At 68.6% G+C, this 19,311-nt stretch carries 19 protein-coding genes; 18 read left to right on the forward strand and 1 reads right to left on the reverse strand.

Annotated features, from left to right (window positions below):
* Positions 1 to 17 precede the first annotated feature (17 nt).
* From AB7878_RS16780 to recO, 7 genes are all read left to right on the forward strand, one after another.
* Positions 18 to 1,499, forward strand: a complete 1,482-nt coding sequence (locus AB7878_RS16780) for a DegQ family serine endoprotease (protein WP_369495447.1) — start codon at positions 18 to 20, stop codon at positions 1,497 to 1,499.
* A 160-nt stretch (positions 1,500 to 1,659) separates the two neighbouring features.
* Positions 1,660 to 3,450 (forward strand): translation elongation factor 4, encoded by a 1,791-nt coding sequence (gene lepA, locus AB7878_RS16785; protein WP_369495448.1) that lies wholly within the window; start codon positions 1,660 to 1,662, stop codon positions 3,448 to 3,450.
* Positions 3,451 to 3,474: 24 nt separating this feature from the next.
* Positions 3,475 to 4,389, forward strand: a complete 915-nt coding sequence (gene lepB, locus AB7878_RS16790) for a signal peptidase I (protein ID WP_369495449.1) — start codon at positions 3,475 to 3,477, stop codon at positions 4,387 to 4,389.
* 122 nt (positions 4,390 to 4,511) lie between these two features.
* On the forward strand, positions 4,512 to 4,895 hold the full coding sequence (locus tag AB7878_RS16795) for a DUF4845 domain-containing protein (protein WP_369495450.1): 384 nt from the start codon (positions 4,512 to 4,514) through the stop codon (positions 4,893 to 4,895).
* Between the two features lie 10 nt (positions 4,896 to 4,905).
* On the forward strand, positions 4,906 to 5,565 hold the full coding sequence (gene rnc, locus AB7878_RS16800) for a ribonuclease III (RefSeq protein WP_369495451.1): 660 nt from the start codon (positions 4,906 to 4,908) through the stop codon (positions 5,563 to 5,565).
* Between the two features lie 82 nt (positions 5,566 to 5,647).
* Entirely contained in the window at positions 5,648 to 6,583 is a 936-nt protein-coding gene (era, locus tag AB7878_RS16805; RefSeq protein ID WP_369495452.1) for a GTPase Era, read from the forward strand.
* A gap of 124 nt (positions 6,584 to 6,707) precedes the next feature.
* On the forward strand, positions 6,708 to 7,418 hold the full coding sequence (gene recO / locus AB7878_RS16810) for a DNA repair protein RecO (protein ID WP_369495453.1): 711 nt from the start codon (positions 6,708 to 6,710) through the stop codon (positions 7,416 to 7,418).
* Between the two features lie 12 nt (positions 7,419 to 7,430).
* Here the strand turns inward: recO and AB7878_RS16815 are convergent, their stop codons facing one another.
* A complete protein-coding gene (locus tag AB7878_RS16815) occupies positions 7,431 to 8,141 on the reverse strand; it encodes a response regulator (protein ID WP_369495454.1) in 711 nt (236 codons plus the stop codon).
* 43 nt (positions 8,142 to 8,184) lie between these two features.
* Here AB7878_RS16815 and AB7878_RS16820 point away from each other — a divergent pair, with 43 nt between their 5' ends.
* The 11 genes from AB7878_RS16820 to fabV all read left to right on the forward strand — a co-directional run bounded on the left by AB7878_RS16820 (position 8,185) and on the right by fabV (position 19,295).
* Positions 8,185 to 10,212, forward strand: a complete 2,028-nt coding sequence (locus AB7878_RS16820; protein WP_369495455.1) for a translocation/assembly module TamB domain-containing protein — start codon at positions 8,185 to 8,187, stop codon at positions 10,210 to 10,212.
* Positions 10,213 to 10,247: 35 nt separating this feature from the next.
* Positions 10,248 to 10,859, forward strand: a complete 612-nt coding sequence (locus tag AB7878_RS16825) for a YdbL family probable chaperone protein (protein ID WP_369495456.1) — start codon at positions 10,248 to 10,250, stop codon at positions 10,857 to 10,859.
* 128 nt (positions 10,860 to 10,987) lie between these two features.
* Positions 10,988 to 12,331, forward strand: coding sequence for a 23S rRNA (uracil(1939)-C(5))-methyltransferase RlmD (rlmD, locus tag AB7878_RS16830; RefSeq protein WP_369495457.1), 1,344 nt, complete (start codon positions 10,988 to 10,990; stop codon positions 12,329 to 12,331).
* 110 nt (positions 12,332 to 12,441) lie between these two features.
* Positions 12,442 to 12,966 (forward strand): CYTH domain-containing protein, encoded by a 525-nt coding sequence (locus tag AB7878_RS16835; RefSeq protein ID WP_369495458.1) that lies wholly within the window; start codon positions 12,442 to 12,444, stop codon positions 12,964 to 12,966.
* Positions 12,966 to 13,982 carry a beta-N-acetylhexosaminidase gene (nagZ, locus tag AB7878_RS16840; RefSeq protein WP_369495459.1) on the forward strand — a complete coding sequence of 339 codons (1,017 nt, stop codon included), beginning with the start codon at positions 12,966 to 12,968 and terminating at the stop codon, positions 13,980 to 13,982. The genes AB7878_RS16835 and nagZ overlap by 1 nt, the downstream gene beginning before the upstream one ends.
* Positions 13,979 to 14,539: a hypoxanthine-guanine phosphoribosyltransferase gene (locus AB7878_RS16845; RefSeq protein ID WP_369495460.1), complete on the forward strand. Its 561-nt coding sequence runs from the start codon at positions 13,979 to 13,981 to the stop codon at positions 14,537 to 14,539. Before nagZ ends, AB7878_RS16845 begins: the two co-directional genes overlap by 4 nt.
* A complete protein-coding gene (locus tag AB7878_RS16850) occupies positions 14,536 to 15,291 on the forward strand; it encodes an S-methyl-5'-thioinosine phosphorylase (RefSeq protein ID WP_369495461.1) in 756 nt (251 codons plus the stop codon). The genes AB7878_RS16845 and AB7878_RS16850 overlap by 4 nt, the downstream gene beginning before the upstream one ends.
* Positions 15,292 to 15,483: 192 nt before the next feature.
* Positions 15,484 to 15,690, forward strand: a complete 207-nt coding sequence (locus AB7878_RS16855) for a cold-shock protein (protein ID WP_036117760.1) — start codon at positions 15,484 to 15,486, stop codon at positions 15,688 to 15,690.
* 347 nt (positions 15,691 to 16,037) lie between these two features.
* Positions 16,038 to 17,063 carry a glycosylasparaginase gene (locus AB7878_RS16860; protein ID WP_369495462.1) on the forward strand — a complete coding sequence of 342 codons (1,026 nt, stop codon included), beginning with the start codon at positions 16,038 to 16,040 and terminating at the stop codon, positions 17,061 to 17,063.
* Positions 17,060 to 17,794, forward strand: coding sequence for a copper homeostasis protein CutC (locus AB7878_RS16865; RefSeq protein WP_369495463.1), 735 nt, complete (start codon positions 17,060 to 17,062; stop codon positions 17,792 to 17,794). The genes AB7878_RS16860 and AB7878_RS16865 overlap by 4 nt, the downstream gene beginning before the upstream one ends.
* A gap of 298 nt (positions 17,795 to 18,092) precedes the next feature.
* Complete coding sequence (gene fabV / locus AB7878_RS16870) at positions 18,093 to 19,295, forward strand: enoyl-ACP reductase FabV (RefSeq protein ID WP_369495464.1); 1,203 nt, start codon at positions 18,093 to 18,095, stop codon at positions 19,293 to 19,295.
* Positions 19,296 to 19,311 lie beyond the last annotated feature (16 nt).

Genomic DNA, 19,311 nt, shown 5'->3' on the forward strand with positions numbered 1-19,311 from the left:
CGATCCTAGGAGGCGTCATGAAATCATCCATCCTGCGCAGCTCCCGCCTGAGCCTACTGGTGTGCTGTGCCCTGGCCGGCACGGTCCTGGCCGTGCCGGTGGTGCAGGCCCAGCCGGCACCCGCCGCGGCCTCCCTGCCGGACTTCACCGGCATCGTGCAGAAGAACGCACCCGCCGTGGTGCAGGTGGAGGCGAAGTACAGCGGTCGCGGCAAGCCCGGCGTGCGCGGCCTGTCGGGGCAGGGCGGCATGCCGAACGATCCGCAGGCCGAACTGTTCCGCCGCTTCTTCGGCATGCCGATGATGCCCTCGCCGGCGGAGCAGGCGCATACCTCGCTGGGCTCGGGCTTCATCGTCTCCGGCGATGGCTACATCCTCACCAACAACCACGTGGTGGCCGATGCGGACAAGGTGATCGTGCGCCTGCAGGACCGCCGCATCCTCGACGCCAAGGTGGTCGGCACAGATCCCACCTACGACATCGCCCTGCTCAAGGTCAACGCAGGCGGCAGCCTGCCCACGGTGAGCATCGGCGACTCGCGCAGCCTGAAGCCCGGCCAGTGGGTGCTGGCGATCGGCTCGCCGTTCGGTTTCGACTACACCGTGACCCAGGGCATCGTCAGTGCGATCGGCCGCAACCTGGGCAGCCAGGACCAGCCCTACACTTCGTTCATCCAGACCGACGTGCCGATCAACCGCGGCAATTCCGGCGGCCCGCTGTTCAACCTGCAAGGCCAGGTGGTGGGCATCAACTCACAGATCTATTCCGGCACGGGCGGCTACCAGGGCGTGTCGTTCTCGATCCCGATCGACGTGGCGATGAACGCGGTGGAGCAGCTCAAGACCAGGGGCTACGTGACGCGCGGCCAGCTGGGCGTGCTGGTCCAGGCCGTCGATGACGACATGGAGAAGGCCTACAAGCTGCCGGATGCCTCCGGCGCGGCGGTCGCCGAGGTGACCGCCGGCAGCGGTGCGGAGAAGGCCGGCATCCAGCTCGGCGACATCATCCTCGGCTATGACGGCCACGTGATCCGCAGTCCTTCCGACCTGCCGCCGCTGGTGGGCATGACCAAGCCGGGTACGCGGGTGCCGCTGGAGATCCTGCGCAACGGCAAGAAGGAAACCGTGCAGGTCACCATCGGCGCGATGCCGCGCGACCAGAATGCGGTGGACAACGGCGGTGCGGCGCCGGGCGCGAACAGCAGCGGCGCCGCCGCGTTGGGGATCACCGTGCAGCCGCTGGACAACGCCACCCGCAAGCAGATGGACCTGAAGTCCGGGCAGGGCGTGCTGGTCGGCGATGTCACCGGCGCGGTGGCGGCGCAGGCCGGCCTGCAGCCGGGCGACGTGATCCTGATGGTGAACCAGCAGCCGGTGGGCAGCGTGGAGGCGTTCCGCGCCGCGACGAAGGACGTGAAGGCCGGTTCCACGGTGCTGCTGCTGGTGCGCCGCGACGGGCAGAACCGCTTCTTCGGCCTGACCGTGCCGGACGGCAAGTGATGGCGGCCGGCATGGGGTGCGACGGTTTTCGCCGACGTCGTTCCCCGTGCCGGTGCGCATGGCGCCGCTGCGGCGGCGGCCGGCGGTTCCATGCGACAATACCGGGTTCGTGCCGCCATTCCGGTGGCGCTCCCCAGGCAAGGCCGGCTTCGCGCGCTCCATGGAACTGATCCGCAATTTCTCCATCATCGCCCACATCGACCACGGCAAGTCCACGCTGGCGGATCGCATCATCCAGATCTGCGGCGGCCTCGCCGAGCGCGAGATGGAAGCGCAGGTGCTGGACAACAACCCGATCGAGCGCGAACGCGGCATCACCATCAAGGCGCAGTCGGTGTCGCTGCCGTACAAGGCGCGCGACGGCAAGACCTACCAGCTCAACTTCATCGACACTCCCGGCCACGTGGATTTCTCCTACGAGGTCAGCCGCTCGCTGGCCGCCTGCGAAGGCGCGCTGCTGGTGGTGGATGCCGCCCAAGGCGTGGAGGCGCAGTCCGTCGCGAACTGCTACACGGCCGTCGAGATGGGCCTGGAAGTGGTGCCGGTGCTCAACAAGATCGACCTGCCCACCGCCGACGTCGAGAAGGTGAAGGGCGAGATCGAGGCGGTGATCGGCATCGATGCCACCGACGCGGTGGCAATCAGCGCCAAGACCGGCCTCAACGTGGTCGAGGTGCTGGAAGCGATTGTCGCCCGGATTCCGCCGCCGAAGCCGCGCGACACCGACCGGCTGCAGGCGCTGATCATCGACTCGTGGTTCGACAACTACCTGGGCGTGATCTCGCTGGTGCGCGTGATGCAGGGCGAGATCAAGCCCGGCGACAAGCTGCTGGTGATGTCCACCGGCCGCACCCACGAGGTGGACGAGGTGGGCGTGTTCACGCCCAAGCGCAAGAAGCTGGACAAGCTTTCCGCGGGCGAGGTGGGCTGGATCAACGCCTCGATCAAGGACGTGCACGGCGCGCCGGTAGGCGACACGCTCACGCATGCTGGCAAACCTGCTTCCGAACCGCTACCCGGCTTCCAGACCATGCAGCCGCGCGTGTTCGCCGGCCTGTTCCCGGTTTCCGCCGACGACTTCCCCGCGATGCGCGAGGCGCTGGACAAGCTGCGTCTGAACGACGCCGCGCTGTTCTTCGAGCCGGAAAGTTCCGAGGCGATGGGCTTCGGCTTCCGCTGCGGCTTCCTCGGCATGCTGCACATGGAGATCGTGCAGGAGCGGCTGGAGCGCGAGTACGACCTCAACCTCATCACCACCGCGCCCACCGTGGTGTACGAGGTGCTGAAGAGCGACGGCACGGTGCTGGCGCTGGACAACCCGGCCAAGTTGCCGCCGGTGCCGCAGATCGAGGAGATCCGCGAGCCGATCATCGTGGCCAGCATCCTCACCCCGCCGGACTACATCGGCAACATCGTCACGCTGTGCCAGGAAAAGCGCGGCGTGCAGCGCTCGATCCAGTACCTGGCCAGCCAGGTGCAGATCACCTACGAGCTGCCGCTGGCCGAGGTGGTGCTGGACTTCTTCGATCGCCTGAAGTCGGTGTCGCGCGGCTACGCCTCGATGGACTACCACTTCGAGCGCTTCGACGCCGGCCCGTTCGTGCGCGTGGACGTGCTGATCAACGGCGACCGCGTGGATGCGCTTTCCCTCATCGTGCACCGTTCGCACGCGGATCGCCGCGGTCGCGAGCTGGTCGAGCGGATGAAGGACCTGATCCCGCGCCAGCAGTTCGACGTGGCGATCCAGGCCGCCGTAGGTGCGCAGATCATCGCGCGCTCCACGGTGAAGGCGCTGCGCAAGAACGTCTTGGCCAAGTGCTACGGCGGCGATGTCAGCCGCAAGAAGAAGCTCTTGGAGAAGCAGAAGGAAGGCAAGAAACGCATGAAACAGGTCGGTCGGGTGGAGATTCCGCAGGAAGCCTTCCTCGCCGTGTTGCGAACAGACAAATAAGAAGCGGCACCCCAGGGAGTAAGCATGGAATTCGATTTTTCCGCGATCCTGTTGGGCCTCACCGTGCTGTTCGGCGTGGTGTGGGGACTGGATCGGCTGTTCCTCTACAAGAAGCGCAAGGCGCGCCTCGACGCGGCCGGCAGCGAGTACCGCGACCCGGCGCCGGTGGACTGGGCGCGCTCGCTGTTCCCGGTGGTGCTGGCGGTGCTGGTGCTGCGCTCCTTCGTGGCCGAGCCGTTCCGCATCCCTTCCGGTTCGATGATGCCGACGCTGGACGTGGGCGACTTCATCCTGGTCAACAAGTTCGCCTACGGCTTGCGCCTGCCGGCGTTCAACACCAAGTTCCTCGACCTCGGCGAGCCGAAGCGCGGCGACGTGGTGGTGTTCCGCTTCCCCGGCTTCCTGTGCCGCGATGCGGGTGGCCACTTGGTGCGCAGCGGCGACATCAGCTGCGCCGATCCGCACGCGCCGGTGCCCAGCCAGAACTGGATCAAGCGCGTGATCGGCCTGCCGGGCGACAGCATCGAGATCCACGGCGCCGACCTGCTTATCAACGGCAAGCCGGTGCAGGCCGACGAGATCGGCCCCTACGTGGGCAATCCGCAGCGCGACGAGGAGCGCCTGATGCTGGACATGGGCGCCACCGTGTGGACCGAGCATCTGCAGCGCGAGGACGGCAAGGTGGTCAATCACCTGGTGGCGCGCATGCCGGCCTACACCACGCCCAATTCGATCCCGAACGACAAGGTGCCGTCCAAGGTGCCGTCGGGCTGCTACCTGGTGATGGGCGACAACCGCAACAACAGCACCGACAGCCGCTGGTGGGGCTGCCTGCCGGAGCAGGACCTGGCGGGCAAGGCCTTCATGATCTGGATGAGCTGGAAGGGCTGGGGCACCGGTGGCGTGGACTTCCACCGCATCGGCACGATCATCCACTGATGTGATGCAACCGCTGCCGCATGCCGTGCGGCCGCTGGCATAATCGGCGCCGGCGGTCGCATGGGCATGCGACTGCATGACGCAACCACGGCCGGTCGCACCGGTCGCATAGCGAGGGGACTATGAAAACGAAGCAGTCGGGCGTGACCCTGATCGGGTTCCTGGTGATCCTGCTGGTGGTGGGTTTCTTCGGTTACATGGCGATGAAGCTGGTGCCGTCCTATACCGAGTACGGTGGCGTGGTGAAGGCGATGAACGGCATCGCCACCGAAGGTGCCTCCGGCAAGTCGCTGGACGAGATCCGCAGCGAGCTGTTGCGCAAGATGGACTTCCAGTACGTGGACGACGCCACCGTCAAGCCGAGCGACATCACGATCAGCCGCGACAACGGCGGCACCAGCGTGCTGCATGTCGCCTACGACAAGGACATCCCGTTCATGTACAACATCGATTTTCTGCTGCACTTCGAGAAGAGTGTGAAGATGCAGGGCAACGTGAACGAGTGAGCCGCCCCGCTTGACCCTGAACTACCGTTTCCGCGATCCCGAACTTGCCGCGCTGGCGCTGACCCACCGCAGCGTCGGCAAGCCGAACAACGAGCGCCTGGAGTTCCTCGGCGACGCCCTGCTGGGCGCCTTCGTCGCCGAGATGCTGTACGAGGTGCATCCGAAGGCCAGCGAGGGCGAGTTGTCGCGGCTGCGTGCACAGCTGGTCAACGGCCAGGCGCTGGCGGCGATCGCGCGCGAGCTGGAACTGGGCGATGCGCTGAAGCTCGGTCCCGGCGAGCTGAAGAGCGGCGGTTTCCGCCGCGATTCCATCCTCGCCGACGCGTTCGAGGCCTCGCTGGCGGCGGTCTTCCTCGATGGCGGCCTCGATGCCTGCCGGCAGGTGGTGCGCGAGTTGTTCGCGGAACGCATCGCCGCGCTGCAACGCTCCTCCAAGGATGCCAAGACGCGTCTGCAGGAGTGGCTGCAGGGCCATGGCCATGCGCTGCCGCAGTACGAGCTGGTCGACAGCCGCGGCGAGGACCACGCCAAAGTCTTCGACGTGCGCTGCACGGTGACCGAGCCGCAACCGTTCAGTGCCGAGGCCAGCGGCTCCAGCCGGCGCCAAGCCGAACAGGACGCCGCCGATGCCGTGCTGGCCCACTTGATCGAGCAGTCGCGCGCCGCCTGAGTGCGACCGCGCTTGCGCCGACTGCCTGCGGGCACGGGCTGGCGCACTACAATGCCGCACACCTGTCCGAGTACCCCTTCCCATGGATCATCCCATCGAATCCGGCGCCGACGGCGCGCTGCCGCATGCCGACTATCGCTGCGGCCTGGTCGCGCTGGCCGGCCGCCCGAACGTGGGCAAGTCGACCCTGCTCAATGCGCTGATCGGCTTCCGCCTCTCCATCGTCAGCCCGCGCCCGCAGACCACCCGCCACCGCATCCTCGGCATCGCGAGCAGCGAAGCCGGGCAGATCCTCTATGTCGACACCCCCGGCCTGCACCGCGGCGCCAAGCGGGCGATGAACCGCAGCCTCAACCGCGCCGCGCGCGCCGCGATCAGCGACGTCGACCTGGTGGTGCAGGTGATCGAGGCGGGCCGCTGGACCGACGAGGACGAGGCGCTGTACGCCGCGCTCACCGAGCAGAAGGCGCCGCGCCTGCTGGTCATCAACAAGGTGGACCTGAGCAAGGACAAGACGGCCCTGCTGCCGTTCGTGGCCGGCTTGAGCGAGAAGCACGACTATGACGAGATCCACTACGCCAGCGCGTTGAAGAAGAAGGGCCTGGCCGAGCTGGAGCGGGCCATCCTCGCCCGCCTGCCGGTGCGCGCGCCGGTCTACGGCGAGGACGAGATCACCGATCGCAGCGAGCGCTTCCTCGCCGCCGAGATGGTGCGCGAGCAGCTGATGCTGCGGCTGGACCAGGAACTGCCCTATGCCACCACGGTGGAGATCGAGCAGTTCATCGACCGCCCCGACGGCGTCGCCGAGATCCACGCGGTGGTCTGGGTGGAGCGCGACGGCCAGAAGGCCATCGTGATCGGCCAGGGCGGCGCCCAGCTCAAGGCCATCGGCACGGCCGCGCGCCGGCACATGGAGCGCCTGTTCGAGCGCAAGGTCTTCCTCAAGTTGTGGGTGAAGGTGCGCGAAGGCTGGGTGGACGACGAGGCGATGCTGAAGAAGTTCGGCTATACGGATTAGGAGTGGGAGGTGAGGAGTGAGAAGTGAGAGAAAGGCCGGGGATGCTTCTCGCATCATCGCCATTCGCTTTTCGCTTCTTGCGCGCTCTCACTTTCCACTTCTCGTTTCCCACTCCTGATTTTTCATGCGCCTCGACCAGCAACCCGCCTACGTGCTGCATGCGCGGCCTTATCGCGAGACTTCGCTGCTGCTCGAATGCCTGACCCGCGACCACGGCCGGCTCGGCGTGGTGGCGCGCGGGGTGCGTGGCGAACGGGCGAAGTTGCGGCGGGCGCAACTGGAGCCATTCCAGCCGCTGGCGCTGGACCTGCTGTTGCGCGGCGAGATGGCCACGCTGACGGGAGCCGAGACGGTGGGCATGCCGCTGCGATTGGGTGGTGACCACGGCCTGGCGGGGCTCTACCTCAACGAGCTGGTGGTGCGGCTCACCGCACGGCAGGACGCGCAGCCGGCGCTGTTCGACGCCTATGCCCGTACGCTGGCGCGGCTGGCCGCGGGCGAGCCGGCGGGATGGACGTTGCGCCGTTTCGAGCGCGACCTGCTGGAGGCCATCGGCTATGGACTGCAATTGCGCTGCGAGGCCGGTGGCGAGGAGGCGCTGCAGGCGCAGGCGCATTACCGCTACGACGTGGAGCAAGGCGCCGTGCGTTGCGCGGCCGGTGCGGCCCGTGCGGTGCGCGGCGGCGACCTGCTGGCGCTGGTCGAAGACCGCATGCCGGACCCCGCGGGGGCGGCGGCGTTGCGCCGGCTGATGCGCGAGGTGATCCGTTACCACCTGGGCGGGGGCGAACTGCGTGCGTGGCGCATGCTGGCGGGCGCGCCGCCGCGTCGTTGAGGCGGCCGGCTCTCAGGTATCCAGGGCCTGCAGCGTGACCTGCACGGCGCTGCGGAATCGGGCGATGGCCGGTGCGACCTCGTGCGACTCCTCGCGCAGCAGCTGCTGCAGGCTGGCCACCTCGGCGGCCAGCGCGGCGGCGCCGCAGAAACCACAGGACGAACGCAACCGGTGCAGCCGGTCGTCCAGTGCCGCCTGGTCGCGAACCGGCATGCCCAGCTCCTGGTGCAGCAGGGCCAGCTCGCCCCGCAGCAGCTGGCGCAGCGCCCGCATGGTGGTGGCGTCGCCGCTGGCGCGCAGGGCCGCGATGTCGTCCAGTACCGGCATGGCGCCGGGCAGCCGGGCCAGCAGGCGCTGCAGATCGGCAATGCCGCAGGGTTTGCGCAGCACGTCGCCGAAGCCGCAGGCGAGCAAGCTGCGCTGTCCGGCGCCGTCCAGCTCGGCGGAGCTGGCGACCGCGAGACTGCCGGCGGAACGGGCCTGGGCGTCGGCGCGCAGCGCCGCCAACACCTCGCGGGCGCCGGCGCCGGGCATGCGGCAGTCCAGCAGCAGCAGGTCGAAGGCCTCGCCGCGGCCCAGCCGCAGCGCCTGCACGCCATCGGCGCAGTCCGTCACGTGGGCGCCCAGCGAGCGCAATCCATCGCACAGGAAGCGGCGACTGGCCGGATCGTCGTCGGCCACCAGCACACGCGGCGAAGGGGAGGCAACGGGGCTGGCTGGCATGACCGGGTCCTTGGTTCAGCTGGTTTTGGCAGAATGGCCCGACATGCGCCCGACATCAAGCCATCTGCTGCTGTGCCTGTTCCTGCTGCTCGGCCTCGGCCTGGGCCTGGCGGAGCCGGCGCGGGCGGACATCACGGTCGCTGCGAAACAGCTCAGCCTGCCGGGGCTGCGCCTGCAGGACCTGAGCGCCCGGCTCAGCGAGGATCCGGCCGGCGGCCTGCATCTGCAGCTGCAGGCCGGCCAGGCGGATATTGCCGCGATGGGCTGGCGGCGCGTGGGTCTGCACCTCGACGGCCGGTTGCAGCGCGATGCGCAGCTGCGCTGGGTATTCGACGGCCACCTGCAGTTGCGCGGCGCACCGGGCGGCGCGCTGGGCAACGCGCAGCTCAGCTGGGTGGTGAATCTCGCTTCCGACACCATGCAGGTGCAGTTGCAGCAGGACAAGGCGCAAGCCAGCGCGTGGCTGCCGCTGGACCAGCTCAGCCACGCGAAGATCAGCCTGCGCCAGTTGCCGGCCGGCTGGCTGCAGGGCCTGCTCGGCACGGTCTGGTCCGGCCGGCTCGGCGCCGGTCGGCTGGATGCCGATCTCGCGCTGGACGCAGGCGACGCGGGGGTGCAGTCCTCCGGTGAGCTCACCCTGGCCGGCGTCGGCTTCGACACGCCCAGCGGTACCCTGGCGGGGCAGGGCATCAGCGGCAAGGTGCGTTTCGGTTTCGAGAGCGGCGACGACGGGGCCCGGATCAGCCTGCAAGGCAGCCTGGGCGGCGGCGAACTGCTGCTGGGGCCGCTGTACGCGAAACTGCCCGCGCACCCGGTGCAACTGGATATCGGCGCACGCGCCAGTCGCGGCGCGATCGAACTGGATCGCCTGCACGTGGACGATGCCGATGCGCTGCAACTGGACGGCGCGCTGGCGTTCGACGCCAGGGGCAACCTGCAGAAACTGCAGCTGGATCGCTTCCACGCCAGCTTGCCGGCGGCGTACGAACGTTACGGCCAGGCCTGGCTGGCCACGCTGGGCCTGCGTGACGTGCGCTCCGCGGGGCAGTTGAGCGGCAGCCTGGACCTGCGCAGCGACGGCCTGCACGCTTTCGCGTTCGACACCGATCGGCTGGACCTGGCCGATGGCGCCGGCCGCTTCGCGGTGAGTGACCTTCGCGGCGGCCTGGACTGGTCGGCGCAGGGCGATCGTCCCGCCACCACGCTGGGCTGGCAGGGCCTGCAGTTCTACCGCATTCCCAATGGTGCGGCGCAGTCGCACTGGCAGAGCCGCGACGGCACGCTGGCCTTGCAGCAGCCGCTCACCGTGCCGGTGCTGAAGGGCCAGTTGCGGCTGGCCAGCCTGGACTGGCGCCCGGCCGCGGCGAAGGGCCAGCGTCTCGCCACCAGCCTCACCGTCGCCGGCGTCGACATGGCCAGCTTCAGCCACGCGCTGGGCTGGCCGTCCTTTCCCGGCACGCTGGGCGGCGCGGTTCCCTCGCTGCGCTGGGTCGGCGATCGCTTCGAGCTGGAGGGCGGCCTGTCGGTGAACGTGTTCAACGGCTTCGTGGACGTCACCCACCTCTCGCTGCAGCAGCCGTTCGGCGATGCGCCGGTGCTGGCCGGCGACATCAGCCTCAACCAGCTCGACCTCGGTGCGATCACCAGCGTGTTCGACTTCGGCAGCATCACCGGGCGACTCGACGGCACCATCGACGACCTGCGCCTGGCGAACTGGAACCCGGTCGCGTTCAAGGCCTCGCTGCTCGCCGGCAGTGGCGGGCGGATCAGTCAGCGCGCGGTGAACAATCTCACCGCGGTGGGCGGTGGCGGCATGGCCGGCGGCCTGCAGGGCGCGATGCTGAAATTGTTCAAGACCTTCGGCTACAAGCGCATCGGCCTCAGCTGCACGCTGCGCGGCGCGATCTGCCAGATGGGCGGGCTGGAGAGCGACGATGACGGTTACACTATCGTCGAAGGCAGCGGCCTGCCGCACCTCGAGGTGATCGGTCACCAGGCCCGGGTCGACTGGCCCACCTTGGTGCGTCGCCTGCGCGAAGCCATCAACGGCCACGCGCCGGTGGTTCGCTGAAGCCGTTGCGAGCGTCCCGTTCAAAGGAGTGGCACATGCGCAAGCTCACCTGCACCATTCTCGCCATGCTGGCCGTCGCACTGGTGGGATGCGTCACGATCAACGTCTATTTCCCCGAGGCGGCGGCGCAGAAGGCCGCCGACCAGTTCATCGGCACCGTGCTCGACGGCAGCGGGCAGAAGGCGCCGGCGGCGGACAAGAACGCCCCGGCGCAGGACAACCCGCCACCCGCGCATCAGCCCTCGGCGATGCTGCTGGACCTGCTGGTGCCGGCCGCCCAGGCCGCCGATGTGCCGAACCTGCGCGTGCAGACGCCGGCGGTGCAGGCGATCCACGAGCGGATGCGCACGCGCTTCGAGGGCTCGCTGAAGGCCTTGCTGGACAGCGGCGCGGTGGGTTTCACTCGCGACGGCATGGTCGCCATGCGCGATGCGGCCAAGGTGCCGCTGGCCGAACGCGCCCAGGCCAACGCCACCGTGGCCGACGAGAACCGCGATCGCGCCGCGCTGTACCGCGAGATCGCCAACGCCAACAACCATCCGGAGTGGGAGGCGCAGATCCGCGCCACCTTCGCGCAGACCTGGATCGAACATGCGCATGCCGGCTGGTACTGCCAGGATGCCGCCGGCGCGTGGCAGCGCAAGTAAACGTTTGGCTTCCCTCTCCCGCTTGCGGGAGAGGGGGCGGGGGAGAGGGCAGTGCTTGCGGCAGCGCTGCACCGTGCAATCGGCGATAATGACCGGTCTGCCCCCGCCGTGTTGAAGCCCCGCAGACCATGTCCCGATCCAACTCCCGTCCCCGCGCGCCTGCACCCGAGCTCGAGGCCGACATCACCGACCTGAGCCACGACGGCCGTGGCGTCGCCCGCATCGACGGCAAGGCGGTGTTCGTCGCCGGTGCGCTCGAAGGCGAACGCGTGCGCCTGCGCATCCGCCAGCGCCATCGCCACTTCGACGAGGCGGAAACGGTCGAAGTGCTCAGCGCCTCGCCGCATCGCGTGCCGCCCAAGTGCGCGCACTTCGGCCAGTGCGGCGGCTGCTCGCTGCAACACCTGGACGCCGCGGCCCAGATTGCCGCCAAGCAGCGCGTGCTGGCCGACAACTTCGCGCGCATCGGCAAGGTGGAACCGGCGCGGTGGCTGCCGCCGCTCACCGACGAGCCCTGGGGCTACCGCCGCAAGGGCCGATTGTCGGTGCGCTCGGTGGCGAAGAAGGGTCGCGTGCTGGTGGGTTTCCGTGAGGAGGCCAATCCGCGCTACGTGGCCGACATCCGCCATTGCGACGTGGTGCATCCCGCGCTGGGCGAAAAGATCGAACTGCTCGGCGACCTGGTGAGCGGCATGGACGCCGCTTCCGAAATCCCGCAGATCGAGTTCGCCGCCGGCGACGACGCCGTGGCGCTGGTGTTCCGCCACATGCAGCCGCTGAGCGAGCGCGACCGCGCGGCACTGGTCGCGTTCGGCCAGCAGCACGGTTTCACGATCTACCTGCAGCCGGGTGGCGTGAGCAGCGTGCATCCGCTGTGGCCGGAAGCACCGCGGCTGGCGTTCACGCTGTCGCCGGGCGGCGGCGCGGCCGATGTGGAACTGGAATTCCAGCCGCTGGATTTCGTGCAGGTCAACGCCGGCATGAACCGGAAGATGATGGCGCACGCGATGGAGCTGCTGGATCCGCAAGCCGGCGACCGCGTGCTCGACCTGTTCTGCGGGCTGGGCAACTTCACCCTGCCGATCGCGCGCCGCGTGGCCGAGGTGGCGGGCGTCGAAGGCGAACACGGGTTGGTGGCGCGCGCCGCCGAGAACGCCGCACGCAACGGCATCGCCAACGCCGGCTTCCACGTCGCCAACCTGTTCGAGGACCAGCGCGGCGCCGACTGGGCGCGCCAGCCCTGGGACAAGCTGCTGCTCGACCCGCCCCGCGCCGGCGCCGACCAGGTGCTGGCCTACCTGCCGCACCAGGCGACGAACCGCATCGTCTACGTCTCCTGCCACCCCGCCTCGCTGGCACGCGATGCCGGCATTCTCGTGAACCAGCATGGTTTCCGGCTCAGCGCGGCGGGTGTGATGGACATGTTCCCCCACACCGCGCACGTCGAATCCATCGCGCTGTTCGAGCGGTGATGCCTGCATGTGGCATCTGCCACGACGTCATTCCGGCTTTCGCCGGAATGACGAGATCGGGCGTTAAATACCGCCGTTACCTATGCCCGTTTTCGAGATAAGAGACAGCCATGCCCATCGAAATCGAACGCAAATTCCTGTTGCGCGATGACAGCTGGCGCGACGTGGTCGAGCACAGCGAGCACCTCGTGCAGGGCTATCTGGTCGGTGCGGCGGCATTGGCGGCCGGGCATGCACGCGCTTCGGTGCGGGTGCGCCGGGCGGACGACGAGGCGTGGCTCAACATCAAGGCTGCGCGGTTGGGTATCGAGCGCGCCGAGTACGACTACGCGATCCCGCCGGCGGATGCCGACACGTTGCTGGCCACGCTGTGCGACGGCGTGCTGGGCAAGCGGCGCCATCACGTCACGGTCGACGGCACGCTGTTCGAGATCGATGAGTTTCTGGGCGACAATGCCGGCCTCGTGGTGGCCGAGGTGGAGTTGCCGCGGGCGGACGCGCCATTCCCGCGGCCGCCGTGGCTGGGCCGCGAGGTGAGCGCACTTTCGCGTTACTACAACGTCAACCTGATCGCGCACCCGTATGCCCGCTGGACGCAGGCCGAGCGCGACGCCAACGATGGAGCGGACGCCTGATGCTGCTGATCGGTCTGGCCGGACTCGAAATCGCCGAGCGCGAACGCGCCTGGCTCGTCGCGCCCGGCGTGGCGGGCGTGATCCTGTTCGCGCGCAACTACGCCGACCGTGCGCAGCTGATCGCGTTGTGCGAGTCCATCCGCGAGATCGGCGGCGAGCAGCTGCTGATCGCGGTGGACCAGGAAGGCGGCCCGGTGCAGCGCTTCCGCACGGGCTTTACCCGCCTGCCGGCGCTGGCGCGGATCGGCGAGGTCCACGACCGCGACCCGTCCGAGGCGGTGCGCCTCGCCGAAGAACATGCCTGGGTGATGGCCAGCGAGCTGCGCGCCTGCGGCGTGGATTTCAGCTTCGCGCCGGTGGCAGACCTGGCGCGTGGCAACGCGGCGATCGGTATGCGCGCCTTCCACGCCGATCCTGCTGTCACTGCGGAACTCGCCGCGGCCTACGTGCGCGGCATGCACCTGGCCGGGATGGCCGCGGTGCTCAAGCACTTCCCCGGCCACGGCTCGGTGGCCGCCGACACCCACAAGGCGCAGGCGATCGATCCGCGTCCGCTGGACGCGATCAGCCGCGACGACCTGCGCCCGTTCGCCGAATGCATCGCGGCGCGGGTGGAGGCGGTGATGATGGCGCACGTGGTCTATCCCGCCGTCGACGCGCATCCGGCCGGCTATTCGCGCGCGTGGATCGGCGAGATCCTGCGTGGCGAACTGGGTTTCGCCGGCGCGGCGATCAGCGACGACATCAGCATGGCTGCCGCGGGTGTGGCCGGCGGCGTGGCCGAGCGCGTGCTCGGCCACCTGGATGCCGGCTGCGACCTGGTGCTGGCCTGCTTCCCCGACGTGGTGGACCAGGCCATCGCCGCCGTCGCCGGCCGCGCGCCGGCCCATCCCGAGCGGTTGCTCCCGCTGCGCGGCGCGATCGGCGCCAGCTGGGACAGCCTCACCGACAACCCCCAGCGCGACCGCTTCGTCGCGCGCATCACGGCGCTGGACGCCGCACCGGATAACGCATGAACACGACGACTCCCTCCCTCCACGACGCGCTGGCGCACGCCGACGTGCTGTTCGAGCGCGCCGAACTGGAAACCGTGATCGCCGACCTCGGCCGACGGATCGATGCCGCGCTGGACGGCGAGCGCGCGGTGTTCCTCACCGTGATGAACGGCGCGCTGATGTTCGCCGGCCAGCTCGCGCTTTCGATCCGCACCGACCTCGAATTCGACTACGTGCACGCCACCCGCTACCGCGGCGCCACCTCCGGCAGCGAGCTGCACTGGCTGCGCGAGCCGGCGGCGGACCTCGCCGGTCGCACCGTGCTGCTGGTGGACGACATCCTCGACGAGGGCCACACGCTGAAGGCCGTGCGCGACGACTGCCTGCGCCGCGGTGCGAAGCGCGTGCTGATCGCCAGCCTGTGCAGCAAGAAGCACGACCGCCTGGTCGCCGGCATCGCCGCCGACTTCAACGGCGTCGAGCTACCCGACCGCTACGTGTTCGGCTACGGCATGGATTACCACGAGCAAGGCCGCAACCTGCCGGCCATCTATGCCTTGAAGGAGACCGGCGCATGAGCACGCCGCACGTCATCGACCTCGCCGTCATCGGCGGCAGCGGGCTGTACAAGTTTCCCGGGTTGGAAAACGCCAGCCGGCATGCGGTGGAGACGCCGTACGGCGCCGCCTCGGGCGAGGTGCTGGTCGGCGATTTCGCGGGCCGGCGCGTGGCCTTCCTGGCCCGCCACGGCGAAAGCCACAGCCTGCCGCCGCATCGGGTGAACTACCGCGCCAATCTGTGGGCGCTGCACGGCCTGGGTGCGCGCACGGTGATCGGCGTCAACGCGGTGGGCGGCATCCGCACCGACATGGGGCCGCGCGCCATCGTGGTGCCCGACCAGCTGATCGATTACACCCACGGTCGCTACACCAGCTTCTGCGACGTCGAAGGCGCCGAGGTGAAGCACATCGACTTCAGTGAGCCGTACACCGCCGCGTTGCGCCACCGTTTGCTGCAGGGCGCGCGCAAGGCCGGCATCGCGGTGATCGACGGCGGCTGCTACGGCGCCACCCAGGGGCCGCGGCTGGAGACCCGCGCCGAGATTGCGCGCATGAAGCGCGACGGCTGCGACCTGGTCGGCATGACCGGCATGCCCGAGGCCGCGCTGGCGCGCGAACTGGGGCTGGACTATGCCTGCCTCGCCCTGGTGGCGAACTATGCCGCCGGCTGCGGCGACGAGGACGAGATCAGCATCGAGGAGATCTTCGCCCATCTCGCCGCGGCCACCGCCGAGGTGCCGCGCCTGCTGGAGGCGATGCTGCGCGCGTGATCGCGCGTTATCGCATTACTGCATGACGCATCCCTGTGGGCTGGAATGGGGCCCCGGGCAGAAAATCGGCAGGCACATATTGCGCTTTGCCCGCAAACATGTTGATACTTTCCGGGCACCAGGACGGTGAGCCAGGGGGATGGTTCGAGCTCGGTCGGGTGCATCCTGTCCATGCTTACAGAGGTTCCAGCAATGCGTTTCGGTACGGTCAAGTGGTTCAACGATGCCAAGGGCTTCGGCTTCATCGCGCCCGAGGACGGTGGGGAGGACGTGTTCGTCCATTTCTCGGCCATCAACTCCAAGGGCTTCCGCAGCCTGCAGGAAGGCCAGCGCGTGAAGTTCGAAGTCACCACGGGCCCGAAAGGTGCCCAGGCTTCGGGCGTCGAGATTGCGGCCTGAGTTCCACCGGCCGGCGCTTGCGCCGGCCATGCAGTGAAACCAAGCCCCGCGCCCCGGCGCGGGGCTTTTTGCTTTGAGCAGTGCGTCCATGGCTGGCTGCTTGTGTGGTTCTCGCGATCATGGACGATTGCAAAAATGGTTTTGAGTAGTGCGGCCATGGCTGGCCACCCGTTTGACCTTCGCCATCACGGACGATGGCAAAGACTTTGAGCAGTGCGGCCCTTGATGGCTGTCCGTGTGATTCTCGCGATCAGGGACGATGGCAAAAACATTGAAGAGTGCAGCCATGGATGGCTGCCCGTGTGATCCCCGCAATCATGGACGATTGCAAAAACAAAGGAGCAGACATGGCCGATCGCCGCCAATTCCTCAAGACCTCGCTGCTGGGCGCCTCGGCGCTGGCGATGAGCAAGCCGATCGCTGCCGCGGAGTCGGCCGGCACCGCCCGCCAGCCCGCCACCGTGCGCGTGGCTTCCACCTGGGATTTCGGCATCGCCGCGAACCAGGCGGCGTGGGCGATCCTGGGCCAAGGCGGCCATTCGCTGGACGCGGTGGAAGCCGGTGTGCGCGTGCCGGAAGCCGATCTCAGGAACCACAGCGTGGGCAAGGGCGGCTACCCCGACCGCGACGGCAAGGTGACGCTGGACGCCAGCATCATGGATGCCGAAGGCAACTGCGGCGCGGTCGCGGCGATGGAGCACGTCACCCACGCGATCTCGGTGGCACGCCGCGTGATGGAGCGTACCCCGCACGTGCTGCTGGCCGGCGACGGCGCATTGCAGTTCGCGCTGGAGCAGGGCTTCGAGAAGGAGAACCTGCTGACGCCGGAGGCCGAAAAAGCCTGGCACGAGTGGCTGAAAACCGCGCGCTACCGGCCGACCGCCAACAGCGAAGTGCGCGATTACGGCAAGGGCTTCCCCGGCGACAAGGACAACCACGACACCATCGGCATGCTGGCGCTGGATGCACACGGCAAGCTCGCCGGCGCCTGCACCACCAGCGGCATGGCGTGGAAGCTGCACGGCCGCGTGGGCGATTCACCGATCATCGGCGCCGGCCTGTACGTGGACGGCGAAGTGGGCGGCGCCACGTCCACCGGCGTGGGCGAGGAAGTGATCCGCAACGCCGGCAGCTTCCTCGTGGTGGAACTGATGCGCCAGGGCCGCACGCCGACCGAGGCCTGCCGCGAGGCGGTGCTGCGCATCGTGCGCAAGAAACCGAAGACAGCGAAGGAGATCCAGGTGGGCTTCCTCGCCATGAACCAGGATGGCGAAGTGGGCGCCTGGGCGATCCAGCCCGGCTTCGCCTACGCGGTGTGCGACGCGAAGGACCAGCGCGCGCTGGTTCCCGCGAAGAGCGTCTTCCCCGCATGAGCGCCCGCCTGCTGGAAGTGGCGGCGAACTCGGTGGCCTCCGCGCTGGCCGCGCAGGCCGGCGGGGCGGGGCGGGTGGAACTTTGCAGCGCGCTGGAGCTGGGCGGCCTCACGCCCTCGTACGCCATCATCGCGATGGCGCGCGAACGGCTGCGCATTCCGCTGTACGTGCTGATCCGCCCGCGCCCCGGCGACTTCCTCTACGACGACGAGGAATGCGAGGCGATGCGCCGCGACGTCGAGACCTGCGTGGCGCTGGGCTGCGACGGCGTGGTGCTGGGCGTGCTCGACGCGGACGGCGATGTGGACATGGAACGCTGCTACGGCCTGCTCGCCGCGGCCGGCCACCTCGGCGTCACCTTCCATCGTGCCTTCGATCTCGTGCGCGATCCGCGGCGCTCGCTGGACGACGTGATCGCGCTGGGCTGCGAGCGCGTGCTCACCTCGGGTGGCCAGGCCAGCGCGCTGGAAGGCGCCCCGCTGATCCGCGAGCTGATCGCGCAGGCGGGAGACCGCATCGCGATCATGCCTGGCGCGGGCGTCACGGCCGCCAATCTGGCCACGCTGGCCGCCGCCACCGGCGCCCGCGAGTTCCACGCCTCCGCCAAGCGGCAACTCGCCTCGGGCATGCGTCACCGGCCGCCATTGCTCGCCGACATGCAGGGCGGCGAACTGCGCAGCGACATCGAGCAGGTGCGCGCCCTAGTGCGGGCCTTGCCACCCATCGGCTAGGGCTGTGCATCGGCCTTTCCCTTCTCCCTCCGGGAGACGCGGAGAGGCGCCATGGATGGCGCCGTTCTGGGGAGCGAGGAAGGTGGCGCGAAGCGCCGGATGAGGGTTCGGGCGAAGTGCAGCGTTCAATCAAGTCCGAACCCTCACCCCAACCCCTCTTCCTCGCTCCTCAAGGCAGGGCCATCCATGGCCCTTCCCCGCGTCCGGCAGGAGGGGGCTCATTGCTCCCTACCGCAGCGCATGTTCCCCCACCTTCGCTAAGATGCCGCTTTGCAATTCCCTTGCGGAGCGAGTCCCAGTGATCATCAAACCCAAAGTGCGCGGCTTCATCTGTGTCACGGCCCATCCGGTTGGTTGCGAGCTCAACGTGGCCGAGCAGATCGCCACCAGCAGGGCCGCGATCCACGACGACGGCAAGGGCCCGAAGCGCGTGCTGGTGATCGGCGCCTCCACCGGCTACGGCCTGGCTTCGCGCATCACCGCCGCGTTCGGCTACGGCGCGGCCACGCTGGGCGTGTTCTTCGAGAAGCCCAGCAGCGAGGACAAGCCCGGCACCGCCGGCTGGTACAACTCCGCCGCGTTCGACAAGGCGGCCAAGCAGGCCGGTCTGTACAGCAAGTCGATCAACGGCGACGCATTCGCCAACGAAACCCGCGCCTGCGCGATCGAGATCATCAAGAACGAGATGGGCGGCCCGATCGACCTGGTGGTCTATTCGCTGGCCTCGCCTGTGCGCAAGCTGCCGGATACCGGCGAAGTGGTGCGCTCGGCGCTCAAGACCATCGGCCAGCCGTTCACCAACACCTCGGTCGACACCAACAAGGACACCGTGATCGAGGCCACCATCGAGCCGGCCACCGAACAGGAGATCAAGGACACCGTCACCGTGATGGGCGGCGAGGACTGGGCGCTGTGGATCGACGCGCTCGCCGCCGCCGGCGTGCTGGCGAAGGATGCCAGGACCATCGCCTACAGCTACATCGGCACCGAGATCACCTGGCCGATGTACTGGCACGGCACGCTGGGCCAAGCCAAGCAGCACCTCGACAACACCGCCAAGGCGCTGCGCGAGCGCCATGCTGGCCTCGACGCCCGCGTCGGTGTGATGAAGTCGGTGGTCACCCAGGCTAGTGCGGCGATCCCGGTGATCCCGCTCTACGTCTCCATCGCCTTCAAGATCATGAAGGAGAAGGGCATCCACGAAGGTTGCATCGAGCAGATCAACCGCCTGTTCCAAGACCGCCTCTACCGCGCCGACGGCGCCGCCCTGCCCACCGACGCCGAGGGCCGCGTGCGCCTGGACGACTGGGAGCTGCGCGAGGACGTGCAGGACGCCTGCAAGGCGCTGTGGCCCACCGTCACCACCGAGAACCTCAAGCAGATCACCGACTACGCCGGCTACAAGCACGAGTTCCTGAAACTCTTCGGCTTCGATCGCAGCGATGTGAGCTACGATGCCGAGGTGGCGACGGACCGGCGCTTCGATTGCGTGGAGATGTGAAGTCCGGTGGCGTGCG

Source organism: Rhodanobacter humi (genome assembly GCF_041107455.1).
GTDB lineage: Bacteria > Pseudomonadota > Gammaproteobacteria > Xanthomonadales > Rhodanobacteraceae > Rhodanobacter_A.

Excerpts from the sequence above, each read along its gene's own strand:
- AB7878_RS16860 (WP_369495462.1), top strand. The coding sequence starts at position 16,038 with ATGGCCGATCGCCGCCAATTCCTCAAGACCTCGCTGCTGGGCGCCTCG.
- lepB (WP_369495449.1), top strand. The coding sequence starts at position 3,475 with ATGGAATTCGATTTTTCCGCGATCCTGTTGGGCCTCACCGTGCTGTTC.
- AB7878_RS16795 (WP_369495450.1), top strand. The coding sequence starts at position 4,512 with ATGAAAACGAAGCAGTCGGGCGTGACCCTGATCGGGTTCCTGGTGATC.
- rlmD (WP_369495457.1), top strand. The coding sequence starts at position 10,988 with ATGTCCCGATCCAACTCCCGTCCCCGCGCGCCTGCACCCGAGCTCGAG.
- AB7878_RS16855 (WP_036117760.1), top strand. The coding sequence starts at position 15,484 with ATGCGTTTCGGTACGGTCAAGTGGTTCAACGATGCCAAGGGCTTCGGC.
- AB7878_RS16835 (WP_369495458.1), top strand. The coding sequence starts at position 12,442 with ATGCCCATCGAAATCGAACGCAAATTCCTGTTGCGCGATGACAGCTGG.
- AB7878_RS16850 (WP_369495461.1), top strand. The coding sequence starts at position 14,536 with ATGAGCACGCCGCACGTCATCGACCTCGCCGTCATCGGCGGCAGCGGG.
- AB7878_RS16815 (WP_369495454.1), bottom strand. The coding sequence starts at position 8,141 with ATGCCAGCCAGCCCCGTTGCCTCCCCTTCGCCGCGTGTGCTGGTGGCC.
- AB7878_RS16845 (WP_369495460.1), top strand. The coding sequence starts at position 13,979 with ATGAACACGACGACTCCCTCCCTCCACGACGCGCTGGCGCACGCCGAC.
- AB7878_RS16780 (WP_369495447.1), top strand. The coding sequence starts at position 18 with ATGAAATCATCCATCCTGCGCAGCTCCCGCCTGAGCCTACTGGTGTGC.
- nagZ (WP_369495459.1), top strand. The coding sequence starts at position 12,966 with ATGCTGCTGATCGGTCTGGCCGGACTCGAAATCGCCGAGCGCGAACGC.
- AB7878_RS16865 (WP_369495463.1), top strand. The coding sequence starts at position 17,060 with ATGAGCGCCCGCCTGCTGGAAGTGGCGGCGAACTCGGTGGCCTCCGCG.
- AB7878_RS16825 (WP_369495456.1), top strand. The coding sequence starts at position 10,248 with ATGCGCAAGCTCACCTGCACCATTCTCGCCATGCTGGCCGTCGCACTG.
- recO (WP_369495453.1), top strand. The coding sequence starts at position 6,708 with ATGCGCCTCGACCAGCAACCCGCCTACGTGCTGCATGCGCGGCCTTAT.
- era (WP_369495452.1), top strand. The coding sequence starts at position 5,648 with ATGGATCATCCCATCGAATCCGGCGCCGACGGCGCGCTGCCGCATGCC.
- lepA (WP_369495448.1), top strand. The coding sequence starts at position 1,660 with ATGGAACTGATCCGCAATTTCTCCATCATCGCCCACATCGACCACGGC.
- AB7878_RS16820 (WP_369495455.1), top strand. The coding sequence starts at position 8,185 with ATGCGCCCGACATCAAGCCATCTGCTGCTGTGCCTGTTCCTGCTGCTC.